Annotated in this window: 17 protein-coding genes; 2 read left to right on the forward strand and 15 right to left on the reverse strand. The window is 37.3% G+C overall.

Going from position 1 to position 17570, the window contains the following annotated elements:
• Positions 1 to 3: 3 nt before the first annotated feature.
• The 6 genes from BQ5321_RS16105 to BQ5321_RS16130 form a co-directional block, all read right to left on the reverse strand.
• Positions 4 to 450, reverse strand: a complete 447-nt coding sequence (locus tag BQ5321_RS16105; protein ID WP_071395455.1) for a YlbF/YmcA family competence regulator — start codon at positions 448 to 450, stop codon at positions 4 to 6.
• 97 nt (positions 451 to 547) lie between these two features.
• A complete protein-coding gene (locus tag BQ5321_RS16110) occupies positions 548 to 943 on the reverse strand; it encodes a hypothetical protein (protein ID WP_071395456.1) in 396 nt (131 codons plus the stop codon).
• Between the two features lie 141 nt (positions 944 to 1084).
• Positions 1085 to 1324, reverse strand: a complete 240-nt coding sequence (locus BQ5321_RS16115) for a YlbE-like family protein (protein ID WP_071395457.1) — start codon at positions 1322 to 1324, stop codon at positions 1085 to 1087.
• 18 nt (positions 1325 to 1342) lie between these two features.
• Positions 1343 to 1738, reverse strand: a complete 396-nt coding sequence (gene ylbD / locus BQ5321_RS16120; protein WP_071395458.1) for a YlbD family protein — start codon at positions 1736 to 1738, stop codon at positions 1343 to 1345.
• A gap of 92 nt (positions 1739 to 1830) precedes the next feature.
• Positions 1831 to 2910, reverse strand: a complete 1080-nt coding sequence (locus BQ5321_RS16125) for a CAP domain-containing protein (protein WP_084786833.1) — start codon at positions 2908 to 2910, stop codon at positions 1831 to 1833.
• Positions 2911 to 3061: 151 nt separating this feature from the next.
• Complete coding sequence (locus tag BQ5321_RS16130; protein ID WP_071395459.1) at positions 3062 to 3493, reverse strand: CBS domain-containing protein; 432 nt, start codon at positions 3491 to 3493, stop codon at positions 3062 to 3064.
• A 223-nt stretch (positions 3494 to 3716) separates the two neighbouring features.
• Between BQ5321_RS16130 and BQ5321_RS16135 the strand changes: the two genes are divergently transcribed.
• Positions 3717 to 4076, forward strand: a complete 360-nt coding sequence (locus BQ5321_RS16135) for a YugN family protein (RefSeq protein WP_071395460.1) — start codon at positions 3717 to 3719, stop codon at positions 4074 to 4076.
• 82 nt (positions 4077 to 4158) lie between these two features.
• On the opposite strand, the gene BQ5321_RS16140 is transcribed toward BQ5321_RS16135, so the two are convergent.
• From BQ5321_RS16140 to cyoE, 7 genes are all read right to left on the reverse strand, one after another.
• Positions 4159 to 4626 carry a DUF420 domain-containing protein gene (locus BQ5321_RS16140; RefSeq protein ID WP_071395461.1) on the reverse strand — a complete coding sequence of 156 codons (468 nt, stop codon included), beginning with the start codon at positions 4624 to 4626 and terminating at the stop codon, positions 4159 to 4161.
• A 222-nt stretch (positions 4627 to 4848) separates the two neighbouring features.
• Positions 4849 to 5751: a cytochrome c oxidase assembly factor CtaG gene (gene ctaG, locus BQ5321_RS16145; protein WP_071395462.1), complete on the reverse strand. Its 903-nt coding sequence runs from the start codon at positions 5749 to 5751 to the stop codon at positions 4849 to 4851.
• A gap of 153 nt (positions 5752 to 5904) precedes the next feature.
• Positions 5905 to 6237 carry a cytochrome c oxidase subunit IVB gene (gene ctaF, locus BQ5321_RS16150; protein WP_071395463.1) on the reverse strand — a complete coding sequence of 111 codons (333 nt, stop codon included), beginning with the start codon at positions 6235 to 6237 and terminating at the stop codon, positions 5905 to 5907.
• Between the two features lie 4 nt (positions 6238 to 6241).
• Positions 6242 to 6871 (reverse strand): cytochrome (ubi)quinol oxidase subunit III, encoded by a 630-nt coding sequence (locus BQ5321_RS16155; protein WP_071395464.1) that lies wholly within the window; start codon positions 6869 to 6871, stop codon positions 6242 to 6244.
• The gene (ctaD, locus tag BQ5321_RS16160) at positions 6871 to 8763 is read right to left on the reverse strand and encodes a cytochrome c oxidase subunit I (protein ID WP_071395465.1); all 1893 of its coding nucleotides are present in this window, start codon (positions 8761 to 8763) and stop codon (positions 6871 to 6873) included. Before ctaD ends, BQ5321_RS16155 begins: the two co-directional genes overlap by 1 nt.
• A gap of 37 nt (positions 8764 to 8800) precedes the next feature.
• Complete coding sequence (gene coxB, locus BQ5321_RS16165) at positions 8801 to 9856, reverse strand: cytochrome c oxidase subunit II (RefSeq protein WP_071396947.1); 1056 nt, start codon at positions 9854 to 9856, stop codon at positions 8801 to 8803.
• 222 nt (positions 9857 to 10078) lie between these two features.
• A complete protein-coding gene (gene cyoE / locus BQ5321_RS16170) occupies positions 10079 to 11017 on the reverse strand; it encodes a heme o synthase (RefSeq protein ID WP_071395466.1) in 939 nt (312 codons plus the stop codon).
• A gap of 608 nt (positions 11018 to 11625) precedes the next feature.
• Between cyoE and BQ5321_RS16175 the strand changes: the two genes are divergently transcribed.
• A complete protein-coding gene (locus BQ5321_RS16175; protein WP_071395467.1) occupies positions 11626 to 12606 on the forward strand; it encodes a COX15/CtaA family protein in 981 nt (326 codons plus the stop codon).
• Between the two features lie 40 nt (positions 12607 to 12646).
• Here BQ5321_RS16175 and pyc read toward each other — a convergent pair whose 3' ends face one another.
• Together pyc and BQ5321_RS16185 are read right to left on the reverse strand one after the other, a co-directional pair.
• Positions 12647 to 16087 (reverse strand): pyruvate carboxylase, encoded by a 3441-nt coding sequence (gene pyc / locus BQ5321_RS16180; protein ID WP_071395468.1) that lies wholly within the window; start codon positions 16085 to 16087, stop codon positions 12647 to 12649.
• Between the two features lie 183 nt (positions 16088 to 16270).
• Entirely contained in the window at positions 16271 to 17479 is a 1209-nt protein-coding gene (locus BQ5321_RS16185) for an FtsW/RodA/SpoVE family cell cycle protein (RefSeq protein ID WP_071395469.1), read from the reverse strand.
• Positions 17480 to 17570 lie beyond the last annotated feature (91 nt).

The following is a 17570-nucleotide window of genomic DNA, read 5'->3' on the forward strand; positions in this document are numbered from 1 at the left end:
ATATTATGCTGAACAGCCGCAGCTCCCACCTGAGCCGCAACCTCCTCCACAGCTTGATTGCGAATCAAAATAAGGATTTCCAGTTGGAACTTTAATATGCTCGGAAACCGAACGACCAATCAAAATACTGACTTCGTCTAGAAGCTCCTGCAATTCATTTTCCACCCTGCGAAATTCAGCTATGTGATAATCCATATCCATTTCTCGTTTACATTTTCTAACGGTTGACATTACCGTTTTATAGTCAGGATGATATTTCCCGAAACGCTGTACCTCTTCATATTGATCTTTCACCTTAACGAACTCACGGATTTTCCTTTGGGTTTCTTGATTGTTCTTTATATTATCTATACATAAACGATAGCGAGCAGCAATTTCCGATTGCCAGATCATTTTGGCCATTTCCTCGGCATTTTCCAATATCAATACTCTTTCCATTGTAGCAAGCATACTAAGCTCACCTCCGTTTCATATTTTAACATGAAACGGCACGAAAGCGAAGTGGATGTTACTTGTACCATTCAAAAGGTTACTTTTCCCTTTAAGATCATTTAATCGTCAGATCCATTTGCTGTCTTGCTAATGCCTGCTGATTCGGATTATATAACTCTAATGTTACCTGATGCTGACCAGGATTAAGTCCTTTCACGATAAAAGCTGCATTATGATATTCAGCAGTCTTTTTTCCATCAATCGACACAATCAGTTTAGCACCATTTCGAAACGAAACACCCTTTACAATGCATTCAAAATATACATCTTTTCCCTTCACATGATATTTTACAAATAATGGTTCATCTTCAACGACTTTCATATTCGAAGCTTCTACTACCTCAGGCGAAGCAAAGGATACATCCTTTGTTTCAGGCTCAGGTATATCCTTATGACAGGCTGATACACCAAATAGAAGCAGAAAGAAGACAAAACTATGCAGCTTTTTCAATCTTATCACTCCTTACATTTGTTTTTCATAAAACAAATGTTGGTTTGCTTATTACTAATCGTATTGTTTACTAAATTGTACGCTTTTACTCGATACGATGCTGCCATATTTTGAAACAAAAAAAGGAGGCTACCCTCCTTTTTAAGATTGATTATTCATTGATTGAAACATACTAAACATCATTGACGCCATTTGAACCCCATAGGATATTTTTTCAACACGATGGGGTATAGTTTTCTTATAATAATGAAGTGCAGCGATTTCCATTGCTTGTATTTGGGTCGGATCACGGGATATTTTTCGATACCAGACGGGCTGTTCCCGTAAAAATGAATGTAACTCTTTATTTTGTTCCAAATAATTGTAGACATCTTTTCTCATGTCAAATATCCCTCTCACTTAGTCTTTTCTAAAAATAAAGGGATTGTTCTGTTTTTGAGTTTGCGGATTTGATTTATTTTTATTAGCCCCCGCTTGGAACTGTGCGAGCACCCCTTGAACTGCCCCAATAGCTTGGCTTAAATGATTAATATTATGCTGTAACTGCTCTTGATCCATTTTTTTAAAAGCACCAAGAACATTGCTTAGCCAATCTCCTTTTGATTCTTTAGATCCGTGATCTGCTTCAGAACTAACCCGGTCCCACTTTGAATCATTCTCACCTAACAAATACCAGTCCTCATACAATTCCTGCAGCGTGGTCTTCCCTTTCTTAACATCAACTAGAACTCTTGGATTCTTATTAACAAACGCTTTAAATTCCTCGATCGACGGATGAAGCTTTTTATTTTCCATTTGTTTCACCTCAACCCTAACAATTACCTATATTACGATATGTATAGGGATGGAATTGGTGATAAACAAAATAAATCCATTATAGACTGCGTTTAATGCACTTCATTTTCTATTTGTAGTAAGTTTTGCGTAATATGATTCTCATAAACACCTACACCCATATGAGTAAATTGCTTATCTAACAGCTTTTCTCGATGTGCTCGACTATTAAACCAGTCTTCAACTACAGCCGGTGCATCCAAGTAGTAGGGTCCAGCAATTTCTTCTGCTTGTTGAAACTTAACCTCTGCCTCTTCTAACCGCTCTGATAATTCTCGATAGGGTTCTATCGGCAGCACTCCATCGTTATTCTCAGACATATTCTTACTTTGTTCATACGCAACCAGCGCGAGCTTGTCATGCCAAACCAAAGGCTTTAAACCAAAATGAAGCCTTTTCATATTTATCAAGTCAGCAACCTGCATTTCATTATTTTTCGATAGTATTTCCTGCTTGATTCCCTCATTTTTCTGAGTATCCCGCAGCTCCTTATTAGCAGTATCAAAAGGATGAAGTTTAATAAGCGTAGGAATATCCATTAAACGAACACTTGATAGTTTTCCAGTAAATTTATCAATGAATAATTGCATAAAAACATTACCTAATTGAATAAGCGGTCGTGTGTTAATGTCCTCCTCAGAAAGCTCAAAATAATAAGAGGAATTCTTATAATCGAGACTTACAATTGATTCAATGAAATAATTGGCATATATTTCATTTATCGGCTGCCCGATATAAAGCGGTTTTATATTAACATCCTTGCCAATCGCATAAATAGTGGCGACTTGGTTACCTTCAACACCCACTTGAACATAATGACTATCATTACCATTATAAATCCACCAATGAAAACCGTAAGCAGATCTGTCCACTCTTGCCGGTTTTCCCAGCTCCTCCTCTAGCTCGTCAGACGTTTTGCCGATTAAATTAATAAGCCCTTCCGTCTGGATATACTCGCTACCTTTATCAGCTGTTTCCTCAAAGGTTTGGTAAGATTCAGATGTCGAACGACCTTGATTTATTTGGTCCTCCTCTTTATCCTCACTGATATTCATGAGAAAACCTATCACAGTAAAAATCATAATAATAGCGATTACTCGAATAATCGTTTTCAGAAAAGAACCTCCTTTCACAATAATTCATTCCCCTTCGCATTTTCGATTCTTATGTCATTATAACATTTCAAGGAATATGATAATGGTAAAAAACTTAACTTTTGATCCTTTCCAGCAATCCAAAGAAATAAGCCACCGATAATGTTAAAAAAAGGCACCCGTGGGTACCTTAATGTTGGATTTGGTTTGTGTGTTCCGAAATTTCCGAAAGAGCCTCACCCGCCTGATTATCCGTTAATTCCCGGATAGCAAAATCACCAAGACTTACAATGCCGACCAGCTTCTCTCCAACTACTACAGGAAGCCGTCGAATTTGATGCTCTGCCATAAGATTCGCAGCTTCATTTGTTGTCATTTCTGGCGTTATCGTAACCAGCTGGTCACTCATTATTTTCTCCACTTTTGTTGAGCCAGGTTTTTTTTCCGCAACCCCACGTACGGCAATATCTCTGTCAGTTATCATACCGACCAGCTTCTCCTGATCAATAATAGGAATCGACCCAACATTTAATTCCTTCATTTTTACAGCCACTTCATACATATTATCTAATAACGAACAACATTCTACATCATTAGTCATAATATCTCGTATCTTTTCCAATCGTTAAAACCTCCTTTTTTTATTACATTTTCATAAATAGGTAACAGAATCATTTATTAAAGTTTCCAATTTGTTTTTAATTATGCAAAATCTAAAATTCCTGTCGATAACTGATTGAAACTTATTGGTTTTTGCACTATTATTAAATTTGAGTATAATTGGATTTTTGTAAACAATATGATAATTCATCTAACAAAAATGTTTTGCTTGGAGGGGACAAATTATGAAGTTTGAAAACAAAGGTTTCGAAAGTATGAAGGCTGAGCTTAACCGTCTTGATGACGTTATGCTAGACTATGGTCTAGTTCGAGAAGGACAGTGGGATTTTGAAAGAGTTACATACGATCGTAAATTTGAATTAAACGAAGGCGTTTTTTATTTACGTGTTCAAGGCTATGCAGTTGAAGGTGATGTCGGCGCTGGTAAAGCCCTCATTCAGCTAAAGACTCCATTACTTGGTAAGCATTACTATCCACATGGGGTTGAATACGGGGACGGCGAGAGCTTCCCAAAATCATTAGTAGCTCAATGTGAGAAGATCTTAACCAATATTCAATCAGAGATTGCCCATTTTGCTAAATAAAAAAAAGTCAAAAGACGCATACAACACGCGTCTTTTGACTTTTTTTACCGATTAGAATTTATTCCATCGGTGCAGAAATATTCTAAAAACCTAATATCGCTTTAATCACAGAGGTTGTATCACCACCATGGTAAAATACATAAAGTAATAAGTAAACAGCAACACCGGTAATTGCCGTAAAAAACCAAATAATACTTGTAACTGGTCCTAATTTGCGATGCCTGGAAAGATTATTCTTGAGACCTGTAATGAGTGATATGATTCCTAAAACAGCTCCCACCGTCGCCAAAGTAATATGAAAAACTAAGAATATGGTGTAGTAGATTTTGAGATGGTCAGGTCCCCCAAAGCTTGTATTCCCAATAAAAATGGTTCTACTGGCATAGATTATAAAAAAGACAACTGCAAAAATCGCGGCCCATAGCATCACCTTTTTATGCGCTTCAATTTTCCGTTTCCTTATTAAACTCCATCCAATCGCAACCATAATAGCACTGAGCACAATAAATGATGTACTGATTGTTGGTAAAATCGGCAATGTGTAATCCATCTAGTAACGTCCTCTCGACTTTTTTAGATTTATCATTTATGTATACATTACTTCTATATAACTATTATTGTATTAGAGTAGGTATTATTTTTCAATAATAATCAGAATTCGTTCACAAAACATTGCTAATTTATCCTAACATTTTTTAAAAGAGTGTGATGAAAATACTTGACTAAAAAAACCTCTCACATTCTATGAGAGGCCTTTGCGTACTAGCTACAATTATTCAACCGGCTGTGGCTGATATCCATTAAGCTGCTCTGCTTCTGTTTCTTCTTGATCCTTTCGGTACCATTCAAAAAATACACGAGCCAAAACAATCCCATATACAATTTCTTGAATGATCTTCATTAAGATACCACCGAGCTGTTGGTCATGAACTAATGATAGTGATGTAAACATTTCCGGTCCGCTTAAATCTAAGGAAGCAAGCGTTGCTTGGGGAACACATAGCGCTAATGCTTGAGCCCATAGATTAGGGTCTGAGTATGCTGCATACATCGGACTATCATTAAAAATAATCAGTGCACAAGCAGGTAATATCAATGCACCACTTGCAAAGATGTAAGCAACCTTCTTTAATCCAACAATACTTCGATTTTTATCTACTTTGTTCATAAGCGGCCACCACATCGATAAAGCGAGCATAAAAAGTAAGCCAGTGTATGCTTCATGAAGCCACATCGTTGTTTTAATCACATCAAAAACAAAAGGGATATGATACAGAGAAAACGTTACATTGAATAAGACAAGCGCAATAATGGGTCTAGTAAAAAATAATAAAATGGTTTTTATGACTGGTAATGACCAAATATATCTCCAAATCCATACAGGTAAGGCTACAATCAAAATTGGAGGAATAATAAATAGTAATACAGACATCTGAATCATATGAGCATAAAACATCAAATGCCCCATTAAATCAAGCGGTGAACCCTTAATAATATAAATTAACACCATAGCTAAGAGAAACAGTCTGATTTCCAAGCTTGTAAGCCGTTTACTTTCTTCTATCTTATATTTATATTTATCTATTAGGAAAAAGTAACCAACCGTAACAACGATCAGAAAAGTCAAGAAAAACGGACTCCATAATGCCCTAAAACCAAAAATATCAAGCGACAAGTTCTTTCACCTCTCTCATACATAAGGATGAATACCATTCAACATTCTAACTATTAACACTAATTATACTATTTTAATATTATATACTCAAACAAAGTTATTTATCGTAAATGTATAAAAAGGAAATCAGCCATGCCGATTTCCTTTTTATTCTTACCACCAGATAATTGTCATGAACGCAATCACTGTAATGATTGCCACAAACACACCACTGAACATGAAAAGTGCTGGCATTTCATGCCCTTTATGACTCATATGCATGAAGTAATATAACTGATAGGCTACCTGAACACCGGCTAGCAATAATATAAATGGTATTGTAAACCAATTGCTAAAACCATCATAGCCGACAGCTACAAACGCAATGAGAGTAAGGAAGATCATAAGGGCAAAGGTAATCACCTGATGCCTCATTTCCTCGGCATTTTTTTTACGACGATACTTGATATCATTAGGGTTAACTGAATTCATTTGTTCATTGCTCATCAGATTATCCCACCATTCCCATTAAATATACAACTGTGAAGATAAATACCCATACAACGTCAATAAAGTGCCAATACAGACTTGCTGTATAAAACTTTGGTGCATTGTAAAGATTTAGTCCACGTTTAGCATTTCGAATCATCAAGGTCAGAATCCAACCAAGACCAAAGGCGACGTGAGCACCATGGAAGCCTGTTAAAGTATAAAATGCAGATCCAAAAGCACTACTTGTAAATGTATGATGAAATTCATGTACATAATGATTAAACTCATATATTTCAAGCGCTAAGAAGGATGCACCTAATGCCACGGTCACACCTAACCATACCATCATTTTTTTAAACTGAAAATTCTTCATGTGATACATTGCATATACACTTGTTAATGAGCTTGTTAGTAGAATCATGGTGGTTGCAAATACTAACGGTAGTTCGAATATATCCTTCGCCAAAGCATGTTCAGGACTTGGCACCTTATCCTTTAAAGCAAGATAGGTAGCAAACAGGGTGGCAAAAAGGACTGTTTCGCCTCCTAAGAAAATCCAAAACCCCGTAAATTTGTTTTTAGCTTCAAGGGTTTGTCTTTCAGGCGAAGCCGGCCACGTTTCAGTTGTCCATTTTTCTTCCGCGTGCATTATGCCTTCCCCCCCTTATCAAAATCATCCATTAAATCTTCCTTATGAATATGATATCCATGATCATCCTTAGTAGAGCGGAACATCATAGAACCAAATGTTATCACTAATCCGATAATAAATACTGCAATTCCCATTGGGTTTGCAAAAACATCATCTGTTTTCATGTCATACTGATACATGACACCAAAGCCTGCAATAAACAAGCCTAAGCTAATCATAAATGGTATAAATGAAGAATTTGGCATATGAATATCACCAAGCGGCTCTGCCGGTGTCAAATTCTTCTTACCCTCCATCTTTTCAATCCAGTATGGATCCAATCCACGCACAAGTGGAGTTTGTTTAAAGTTATAAAAAGGAGGTGGAGAAGGTAATGCCCATTCTAATGTACGTCCATCTCCCCATGGATCATTTCCTACCTTTTCGTTCTTAACCACTGTGGCAATAACGTTAATTAGCAAAATAATAACGGCCACTGCCATAAGGAATGCACCGATTGTACTAATTAAGTTAGCTGCTTCCCAACCTTGATTTGGGAGGAAGGTAAAGACACGACGCGGCATACCCATTAGACCTAAGAAATGTTGAATAAAGAAAGTTAAATGGAAGCCAATTAGGAATAACCAAAAAGTAACCTTGCCTAACTTTTCATTTAGCATAGTACCGAACATTTTCGGCCAATAAAAATGTGTTCCAGCTAATAAGGCTAGTACAACCCCACCAACAATTACATAGTGGAAGTGAGCAACAATAAAGTAACTGTCATGCAGCTGATAATCAAGCGGTGCCGCTGCCTGCATAACACCTGTAACGCCACCCATTACGAATGAAGGAATAAATGCTACTGCATACAGCATTGGCGTCGTGAATTTAACACTACCGCCCCACATCGTAAAGAGCCAGTTAAAGATTTTAATCCCTGTTGGAACCGCAATAGCCATTGTCGCAACCGCAAAGATTGCATTCGCAATCGGTCCAAGTCCGGTTGTGAACATATGGTGAGCCCATACCATGAAACCGAAAAAGCCGATTAATACGGTTGCAAATACCATGGATGAATATCCAAATAAACGCTTTCTTGAAAAAGTAGAGAAAATCTCAGAGAAAATACCAAATGCAGGTAAAATTAAGATGTATACCTCTGGGTGACCAAAAATCCAGAAAATATGTTCATAGATGATGGTATTACCACCACCGGCAACGTCAAAGAAATTAGCACCGAATAAGCGGTCAAATGTTAATAAGAACAAACCAACCGCAAGCGGTGTAAACGCAAATACAATAAGTGTTGATGCCACAAATGTAGTCCAAGTAAAAAGCGGCATCCTCATAAACGTCATTCCAGGTGCTCTCATATTAATAATTGTCACAAGGAAGTTAATCCCTGAAATTAAAGTACCAAAGCCTGAAATTTGCAATCCAATCGTATAAAAATCAATCCCATGTCCTGGAGATTCAAGTGACAATGATGCGTAAGAAGTCCATCCAGCATCAGGTGCTCCTCCTAAGAACCAAGAAAGATTTAAAAAGATACCGCCAAAAAGGAATAACCAAAATCCTAATGAGTTTAAAAATGGAAACGCAACATCACGAGCACCAATTTGAAGCGGTACAATCGCATTCATAAAGGCAAATAACAAAGGTGTTGCTGCAAGGAATATCATGGTTGTTCCATGCATCGTAATAATTTCATTAAATAATCCAGCACTGACAAAATCATTATTCGGTTCCATAAGCTGGATACGAATCATCATAGCTTCTAGACCACCGATAACGAAAAACAGTGCACCGGCAATAAAATAAAGGTGGGCAATTTTTTTATGATCGACAGTTGTTAAATAATCCCATAAAAAGGCTCCTACCCCTTGTTTCTGAGCATAGCTACTCACAGTTTTACCTCCCCTTAACGCGTTCTCATTCAATTTATTACTGAATTTTCAGATTCATTAAATATTCAGTCAATGCATCGAGCTCTTGTTCCGTAAACTCGCCATATGCACCAGTCATTTTATTTCCTGGTTTAATGCTTTCAGGATCTTGAATCCATTTCTTTAAGTTTTCCTCGTCATGATCCAAAATACCGGCAATAGTCGTACGGTCACCAAAGTTTGTTAAATTTGGCGCAAGTCTTGCTGCTTCTGGTGTTGAATTTGCAGGTGTAACTGCATGACATCCAATACAGCTTTGATTATAAATTTCTTGACCTGCTTGAGCTAAATCTGTAGTCGCTTGTTTTGGCTCAGTAACACTTTGCATATCCTTAACCCAACCGTCAAATTCAGCGCGTGATACTGCTTTTACCTTGAAATCCATTAGCGCATGCGAAGGTCCACAAAGCTCTGCACATTTACCATAGAAAATATTTTTAGCCTCTTCAGCTTTTTGACTGTCAAATTCAAGCCAGAACTTATTGACATTGTCTGTATTGGTATCCATTTTCCCACCAGCAGCAGGAATCCAAAATGAGTGTTTTACATCAGATGCCTTTAAATTGAAATAAACCTTCTCATCTGTTGGTACGACAAGTTCCTGTCCAGTCACAATCTTTTCATTTGGATACTCAAATTCCCACCAATAAAGACTTGCTCGCACATTTACTACTAGTGCATCGGAATCCTTCTTATCCATGGCCTTCGTTTCCGCAAAATTAAATGTAGCAGCAACAGTTGGAACAGCCAAAATCAAGAGTAGGATAATTGGAATAGTAGTCCAAATAATTTCTAACTTGTGATTTCCTTCTACTTGCTTTGGAATTCTGTCATCTTTTCGTCTAAATTTCAAAATGACAAATAAGAAAATTAAGACAACAACGACAATAACTCCTACCATAATAGCAGTACTAAGTAACATTAGATTATACTGCTTTTCCGCCACTTCTCCTGCTGGCTGCAGTGTAGATATAAACGGCTCACCACAACCTGAGAGAACAAGCGCCAGCACCGCTAATAGCGGAAATAGACGCCATTTTGATAGCCTCTTCATAGCGTAAACATACCCCTCTTTCGTGAATAATTTTTTTACAATTAGTAGTGCAAAAAAATATGGATAACTTCTTTCTACCTGCATATGACATAGGAAGAAAGAATTTCCTACCAATTCTTAAAGGAAACGCCACTCATCCCCTTTTCCTGAGTGACGTCCTTTTTTTGTACAATCATGCTGTCTGTCATTAAGAAATAAGAAACTACTATATTTTGAAATAAACTATATGAAAGTCACAATAACCATTGAAACAAACATAATGGTTAAATATTGCAACGAATAAACAAACATAAGCTTAGCCCACTTCAGGTCATCTTTAAATCGATTAGCGTAAATCCCAGTAAGAATCCAGCCTATATTCAAGACGGTTGCTAATACGACGAATGGTATGCCCAATTCCATCATAAAAAACGGAAGCGGTAACAAAGCTAACACCCATAAATAAATGTGTCGTTTTGTCTCCCTGAATCCCTTTACAACCGGAAGCATCGGAATGCTAGCTTTGCGATATTCCTCTACTCGTCTCATTGCTAAAGCATAAAAATGAGGCGGCTGCCAGGCAAACATAATTAGAAATAACATCCAAGCCATAATATCTAAATTTGGATCAACAGCAGCCCAGCCAATTAACGGCGGAACAGCTCCAGACATACTTCCAACCACTGTATTCGAGACATGCTGACGTTTAGACCACATGGAATAGACTACAACGTAACTGAATACGCCCACAATACCGATCACGGCAGCAGAGATTGTCGTTAACAGGAGAAATAGTAATCCAATGATAATAAATAAAAATCCCATAATAGCTACTTTTATTGGATTCATTTTCCCTGTTACGGTCGGTCTAGCCTTCGTCCTTTCCATTAAATGGTCAATATCTCGATCTATGTAGTTATTGAGTGTACAGGAGCCTGCCATAATAAGGGCTGAACCAATTAAAGAAAAGAAAATCGTATCTAGATTGTCAAAGAATCGTTTATCAGTCACAGTAAGTGCTAGCCATATGCCTGTAAACGTTGTAATTAAATTTGAATTCACAATTCCTATTTTTATTAATGCAAGAAAATCCTTCCATACTGTTGTCTCTGGCAGCTTTGTTTTTATGCTATCATCTTCGCTTGTCATAACAGCTTCCGTAATGGTTCTAGAACCAGACATTCTACTTCCTCCCCTTTTGCGTTATACAAGAACATTCACCCAAATCCCCAATTTCTGTTTTCTGCACCATAAAAACTATAGACAATATATAAAACATTAATGAATGTGAAAATATATTAATATACACTATTAATAACACCGTTATGTTGTTAACTGAATATTAAATCATTATTCCTCTCTTCAGTATATTAAATCACACTTTTGACGATTTTTGTGAACTTTTTTTGAATAAATTTTGAAAAAAGTGTGTCTTGCAAGAATATTTTATTTCCATTATTGTTATTTTAGTGCCATAATGAAGGAAATTAAGATAAATTTTGAATTTTTTTCAAACATTTTATCTTCTAAACTTTCTCTCTACCTCTATTTCTAACAAACTATCACATAAGTTTCAACTGTTTTCACGTTAATAACGGTAAAAAATACATTTTAGATACCACATTAACATTTCTCACATTCATTATTTATGAAAAAGGGATTATTTATCACAATTTGTCAATAATTCTGTATGATTGGAATTGTGATATTATTTTGCTTATTTATTTTATTATATCTATTAATGTATTACTATAGCAATAATAAGAACATTTTCTAAGTAGGTGAAAAAATTGCATCGCTCTCTTAAATGGTTTTCTGTATTAACAACCATCGGGATGCTCTTCATTTTATTAGGAGGAGCATTAGTTACAAAAACAGAATCAGGAATGGGCTGTGGCCGATCATGGCCACTCTGTAATGGCCAACTGATTCCAGATGAAATTACCAGTGAATTAATAATCGAATTAGCCCACCGTGTTGTCTCAGGTTCAGTCGGTATCATGCTGATTATTCTTTCCATTATGGCTTGGAGGAAAATTGGTCATATTAGAGAAACTAAATTCCTCGTTATTACTTCGCTCTTGTTTCTCATTTTGCAGGGTCTTATTGGAGCGGCAGCCGTCATCTGGGGACAATCTGATTTTATTCTGGCCGCTCATTTTGGAATTTCGTTAGTTTCCTTTAGTACAGTATTTTTATTAACCCTGCTTATCTTTGAAGTGGATAAAAAATTCGCTGCCGAAAAGCTGATCCTTGATAAACGAATGAGAAAACACATTATCGGTGTAACGCTCTACAGCTTTATCGTCGTCTACACAGGTGCACTTGTACGCCATGTTAATGCAAGTCTTGTTTGTAGGGATTGGCCGCTTTGTCTAAATGATCAGCCAGGACTGCCAACTAATATGTATGAGTGGGTCCAAATGGGACATCGAGCTGCAGCAGGTTTCATTTTTATTTGGATTGCCTATATTATGGTTTTGGCGATTAAGCATTATCGACATGAAAAGATTGTCTATTGGGGCTGGATTATTTCTTTCATTCTCGTCTCATTGCAGGTTACTGCTGGTGCATTCATCGTCTTTCTTCGTGGCAATTTATATATTGCCCTTGGACATGCCTTTTTTATTACCTGCTTGTTCGGAATGCTAAGCTATTTTATCCTTCTCTCTTACAGAAGTAAATTGAATGCACAGGTTATACATCCCGAGACGGAGCAACAGACTGATAAGAATACATCACCATCTTCACCAATCATAACAATGGATTAAAAAAAGAGTTACAGCTTACGCTGTAACTCTTTTTTGCCTTTTAATTGGTCATTTCAATGAGTAAATCTCCAGTCTGTATTGCTTCTCCATTTTGGACAAAAATATCCTTGACCACACCAGAAAACGGAGCTTGTACAGTCGTTTCCATTTTCATTGCCTCTGTAATCATTAAATGATCACCTTTTTCCACTCTTTCACCCTTTTCAACAATAACCTTCACAACCGTTCCAGGCATTGTTGCTGATAGGTGATTTGGATTCTTCGGATCTGCCTTCACCTTTGTTTGAATCGTTGACTTAATGCTATCATCCTTCACAACCACTTCACGGGACTGTCCATTTAACTCAAAATATACAACTCTCGTTCCATCCGCCTGTGGTTGACCAACAGATACTAGCTTTACGATTAGCGTTTTACCTGTTTCGATTTCTACCTGTATTTCCTCACCAAGTCGTAGTCCATAAAGGTAGGTTGGTGTATCTAATACAGAAAGGTCACCATATTGCTGAACCGTTTTAGCATAATCTAAGAATACTTTTGGATACAAGGCATAAGCAATCACATCATGGGCAGTGACTTCTCTACCAAGCTCTTGGTATAATTCATTCCTTAAGGCTTTAAAGTCAATCGGCTCAAGCAATTCTCCAGGTCGAACTGTAATTGGATCCTTTCCTTTTAGAATTACTTTTTGCAGCTCTTTAGGGAATCCACCATGAGGCTGACCTAAAGAGCCCGTAAACAATTCAACAACAGAATCAGGGAAATCGATTGTATCACCTTTTGTTAATACATCTTCTTCAGTTAAGTTGTTTTGTACCATAAATAATGCCATGTCACCAACAACCTTTGAGGATGGAGTAACCTTAACAATATCGCCAAACATTTGGTTTACACGGGAATACATTCTCTTTACGTCATCCCATTGGTCACCTAACCCAACACCTTTAGCCTGCTGTTGTAAATTACTATATTGTCCACCAGGCATTTCATGCTGATACACTTCAGTATGAGGAGCAACCATACCAGATTCAAAATCCTGGTAATATTTACGAACATCTTCCCAGTAATGAGACAGTTCTTCTAATGCTTCTACCTTCACTGCCGGTTGACGTTCGTTTCCTTGCATCGCATAGAATAGGGTATTTGCACTTGGCTGCGAGGTTAAGCCGGCCATAGAGCTGATTGCGACATCGACAATATCGACACCTGCTTCAATAGCGCGTGAATACGTGTAGATTCCGTTACCTGACGTATCATGTGTATGCAAATGAATTGGAATCTCAACCGTCTCTTTCAACTCAGAAATTAATTGATATGCTGCTTCAGGCTTTAATAAACCTGCCATATCCTTAATAGCTAAAATATGAGCACCCTGAGCCTCAAGCTCTCTAGCAATATTTTTATAATAATGAATATCATATTTACTTCTAGTTGGATCTGTAATATCTCCTGTATAACATACAGCAGCTTCCGCAAGTTTACCTGATTGTCTTACCGCGTCAATCGCTACTTCCATACCTTTTACCCAGTTTAAGCTATCAAAGATACGGAAAACATCGATTCCAGCATGTGCTGATTTCTCAACAAATTCGCGAATTACGTTATCTGGGTAGTTTTTATAACCGACTGCATTTGCTGAGCGTAACAGCATTTGGAACATAACATTAGGAATCTGCTTTCTTAATGTTAATAGACGATCCCATGGGTCTTCCTTTAAGAAGCGATAAGCAACATCAAAGGTTGCGCCTCCCCACATTTCCATTGAGAAGAGCTCAGGTAATAATTTTGCTGTTGGCTCCGCAATATGTGTAAAATCATTTGTTCTAACTCTTGTAGCCAATAGAGATTGATGAGCATCACGGAATGTCGTATCTGTTAGTAATACTTCCTTGCGCTCCTTTACCCACTTAACAAGACCATCTGCTCCCTGCGCGTCCAATATTTGTTTCGTACCGTGCTGTATTTCTAGGTCATGCGGAATTTTCGGTACTCTTGGCTTTTCAAAAACAGGGCGTTTCTTTTTCTCAATGCCTGGGAAGCCGTTAATCGTTACAGTTCCAATATAATTTAGAAGTTTAGTTCCACGGTCCTTCCGCTTTGGAAAAATAAACAGTTCAGGAGTTTCATCAATAAAGGATGTATCATAGTCACCATTAATAAACTTATCATGCTTGACGACATTTATTAAAAACGGAATATTGGTCTTAATACCACGAATACGGAATTCATGTAAATTTCGAATCATTTTTGATGCAGCTTGCTCAAAGGTATGTGCATGTGTGGTGACCTTCACAAGCAATGAGTCGTAGAAAGGTGTAATAATCGAACCCTGGTAAGCATTTCCAGCATCTAATCGAACACCAAAGCCACCGCCGGAACGGTATGCCATAATCTTACCTGCATCTGGCATAAAATTATTTAATGGGTCTTCTGTTGTTACACGTGATTGAATCGCATACCCTAATGTGATTATGTCCTTCTGCTGTGGTAGACCTACTTCTTTTCCAAATAAATCATGTCCTTCTGCAACAAGGATTTGCGTTTGAACAATATCAATTCCAGTAATCATTTCTGTAACCGTATGTTCTACTTGAACACGTGGATTTACCTCAATAAAGTAGAATTCACCTTCAGACACTAAAAACTCTACTGTTCCAGCATTTAGATAGTTTACATTCTTCATTAAACTAACTGCTGACTCACAGATCGCATTACGAAGTTCTGTTGATAGTGACACACTTGGTGCGATTTCAACAACCTTCTGATGACGTCGCTGGATAGAGCAATCCCTTTCATACAGATGAACAATGTTCCCTTGTGAATCACCAAAAATCTGTACTTCAATATGCTTTGGTCGATTGACATACTTTTCAACATATACCTCATCATTTCCAAATGCCGCTTTTGCTTCTGACTTAGCACGACTATAGGCTTCTTCTACCTCTGCCATTTCATTAACAATTCTCATTCCACGGCCGCCGCCGCCTAATGAGGCTTTAATAATAATTGGATATCCATACTTCTCTCCAAAGCTTTTTACATCATCTAAGTTGTTTACAGGACCATCAGAGCCTGGAATAACAGGAATATTAGCTTTAATCGCCTGCTCTCTTGCTTTTACCTTGTCACCAAACATATCTAAATGCTCAGATTTTGGTCCAATAAAAATAATTCCTTCTTCTTCACATCTTCTTGCAAAATGAATATTCTCAGATAGGAAGCCATATCCTGGATGGATAGCATCGGTATCACTATTCTTTGCAATCTCAATAATACCTTCAATATCAAGATAGGCGTCAATCGGCTTTTTTCCTTCCCCTACTAAATAGGCTTCATCCGCTTTATAACGATGCAAAGAACTAGTGTCCTCATTCGAATAAATCGCAACAGTGCGAATATTTAATTCAGTACACGCTCTAAATACGCGAATAGCAATTTCTCCTCTGTTCGCAACTAACACTTTGTTAATGCGTCTGCTCACATAAAACACCTCATCTATAAAGATATTTAGATTTAATTAATGAATCTTTCGAAAATAATTGTGAGACTAGTCGTAATAAATGAATTATTATTAGAACAATAACCATACGTACCGTTCATCCCAGCCTATTTGAAAGAATCAATAACCAACCTATATTTAAAGCGCGGGGGAAAATCCCCACGCCTATTTACGAAAGTAATAGGTTTTCCTTGTAGTTTTTTCTGTCTTTTCCGGCTGCGGGTGATCCTTTTTCATTTTATAGTTATGCTCATAATTCACAAACATAGATATATTCAAGAGAATCCCCATCGCTAAGGATAGTTGGAGAAGTGATGATCCCCCATAGCTGACAAAGGGGAGCGGTACACCCGTTAAAGGAATAACGCCTGATATCCCTCCTAAATTGATAAAGGATTGAATACCAATCATTGAAGAAATCCCTATTGCTAATAGACTTCCAAATGGGTCCTTACATTTCATTCCAATAAAGATACCTCTTAATACAATATACCCTAAGCATAATAGGACAAACCCTACACCAAAAATCCCTAGCTCTTCTGCTATGACAGCCATGATGAAATCTGTATGGGATTCAGGCAAATAACCCAGTTTTTGAATACTTTGTCCAAGCCCCAATCCCTTGAGGCCCCCAGACCCAACAGCCATATAAGAATTAGCCAGCTGCCAGCCAATCCCCTGTTCATCTTTAAAGGGATCTTGAAAAGCGAGAAAGCGTCCTACACGGACATCAGAAAAAAGGATTCCACTCATCATGATCAGCAGTGGAATTGCGGCTATTAAACCGATTCCAGCCAGCTTACCGATATTTCGAAAACTCATTCCCGAAGAAAAGATCACCGTTGCTGCAATTAATAATATAATTGCTGCGGTTCCAACATCAGGCTGGATTGCAACAAAAACAACAACAAGTACCAAATAGGCTAACGGAGGGACTACCCCTTTATTAAATTCATTAATATATGATTGTTTTTTAGCATATACAGCTGATAAATAAATAATAACACATAGTTTGACAAATTCTGAAGGTTGAAGGCTTGAGGCGCCAATTTTAAACCAGCTTTGTGCATTCCCAGCCACATGGCCGAAAATAAACAGAGCACCCAAACCGAAGAGGGACAAAAAAACCATTGGTACAAGAATTTTATTACTTTGTAGAATTTTGTATGGAATCAATGCCGTAAAAGTAAAAACCAACGCGGAAATCACGAGGTTCAGCTTTTGCTTTTGATAAAAATAGTCACTCGCAACCTCATACCTTTGAACGGCTGAAACCATACTGGCACTGTAAACCATGATTAACCCAAAAATAACTAGCATGGTTAGAACAATAATTAATGAATAATCATATGATTTAAAGATTTTTTTAAACATCCAACCTCTTCCCTCGTCTTCAAAGTTGTATTATTTATTCTACTATACTATCAAATATCCTGCCTATTGAGAGAAGAAAAATATTTACTTA

This window comes from Bacillus tuaregi (genome assembly GCF_900104575.1).
GTDB lineage: Bacteria > Bacillota > Bacilli > Bacillales > Cytobacillaceae > Bacillus_BD > Bacillus_BD tuaregi.